The organism is Vibrio sp. JPW-9-11-11, from assembly GCF_013369335.1.
In the GTDB taxonomy this organism is placed as follows: Bacteria; Pseudomonadota; Gammaproteobacteria; order Enterobacterales; family Vibrionaceae; genus Vibrio.
In genome coordinates this window covers 1-1,763 of record NZ_SZQJ01000026.1, presented here as the reverse complement: position 1 = coordinate 1,763, position 1,763 = coordinate 1, and the positions used below count along the sequence as shown (strand labels likewise).

3 protein-coding genes are annotated in these 1,763 nt (G+C 42.0%); all 3 read left to right on the top strand.

From position 1 onward, the window contains the following. A partial coding sequence (locus FCU94_RS19255) for a hypothetical protein (protein ID WP_217906482.1) occupies nucleotides 1-202 on the top strand: 202 nt, incomplete at its 5' end. A 111-nt stretch (nucleotides 203-313) separates the two neighbouring features. Next, nucleotides 314-856 carry a DinB family protein gene (locus FCU94_RS15795; protein ID WP_065770145.1) on the top strand — a complete coding sequence of 181 codons (543 nt, stop codon included), beginning with the start codon at nucleotides 314-316 and terminating at the stop codon, nucleotides 854-856. Nucleotides 857-1,482: 626 nt separating this feature from the next. Beyond that, the coding region (locus tag FCU94_RS15790) for a nuclear transport factor 2 family protein (protein ID WP_176289452.1) at nucleotides 1,483-1,763 on the top strand (281 nt) is incomplete at its 3' end.

Below are 1,763 nucleotides of genomic sequence, written 5' to 3'. Positions count from 1 at the left end.
AAGAATGGACGATATCAGACCATCAGCTGTAGACCCACGTTCTCGTCGCGGTAGTTACGGTTACCTGTTCCAAGATATAGCAGATAAATTACCGAGAAGTCTTTACCGTGAGCTTGAGCATTACGGTTATGTGGAAAATGGCAATTTAACTAGAGAAGCATTAAGAATACTGAATGATAGGCAGGAACAATTAGCTTCGTAGCTCTAACAAAGCATTTAAGAGTGATTCGCAACGCTTGGCAGTTTCGCTTCGCTCAAGTATAGCCAAGCGCCGCTCACACCTTAATGCGGCGTTATGTACTTTGGAGGTCAAATGGATTTATCCTCAAATTTCAGAATGTTGGCGCTGTATAATCAGCGAATGAATAAGCAGTTACTTGGTGTTTGCAGTCAGCTGACTCATGAGCAGTTGCATCAAAATACCAACTCATTTTTCCCCACAATCATGGCTCACTGGAATCATATCTTGTTCGGTGACTTGATTATGCTCCAGCGTCTTGTAGCAAATGAGTTAGTATCAGTCGAAGCTACAGTTTTAGAAAAATTACCCGTTTCTAAGTCAGTTTCTGACACATTCGCTTCGAATCTAGACGAATTCTTTGAATTACGACAACTTGTAGACTCGATCTACATTGAAATCACTAATCAGATTACCGCTGATAGCTGTAACCAAATAGTCAGGTACACGACAACAGAAGGGCAGGTGATTCAAAGGACAGTTGGTGAGTTTTGCCAACATATTTTCAATCATCAAACTCACCATAGAGGCCAGCTTACCTGTTTGCTAAGTCAGTTTGGTTTAGACTTTGGCTGCACAGACCTGCCTATGATCGTGCCAGAGGGAGCACGTACATAACAAGCAATTTAAGAGGGATTCACAACGCTTGGCACTTTTGCTTCTACTTCAGTTTTAGTGTTTATGGCACAATGCTTTAGGTTTGGGTGGAGGCGTTGTTCACCCCTTAATTGGGCGTTAGTTGTCAACGAGGAAAACGCAGCTAAAGCAGAATGTTTAGGGCTAATGTACGTGTGTTTTTGGGCTTGTTTTCGTATTTTAATTTTTAGCTTTTTGGGTTTGTGATAATCGTTCTTTGGTTTCTTGTGCGGTTTGGAACTTCTGTTTCAGAGACTGATTTACTTGTTGAAAGTTAGCTCTGTAACATTATCTGTTTAAAAGAGCTTTTTGGTGTTGCTAGGCTGTATTCTACGGCACTGTTTGTTCCAAGTGGTTTCAGTGACAGGCGCTTTGAAACTACGCCTGATTTGAGTTTTTCAAAGCACGTAAAAACAGCGCTGGCAAAGCGGTATTCAACTTCAAATCAAAGCCTTGGGTTTGGCAACTAACAAAGCATTCAAGAGGGACTCACAACGCTTGGCAGTTTTGGTTTGAATTAGCTTAAGTGTTTACGGCACAATGGTTTAGGTTGGGTGGTCGCGTTGTTCACCCCTTAATGCGGCGCTATGCAAATGAGGAGAATTAACATGTTAGATAGTGAAAAAGTCGAATTAGTTGAATCTTATGTCAGTCGCTACAATTCTTTTGATGTGTCTGGACTACTCGATCTCCTTGACGATGATGTAGTGTTCGAGAATGAGTCAAATGGAGAAATTACTGCTCGTTCAGACGGCAAAGCTGAGTTTGAAAGTTTGGCTTCTGAGTCGGCAAAGATTTTTAGTGCTCGTCAGCAAGTTGTGACAGCTATAGAGATGTCGGAGCTGGCAGCGACGGTCAACATTGACTATACGGGGACTTTGGCAATAGA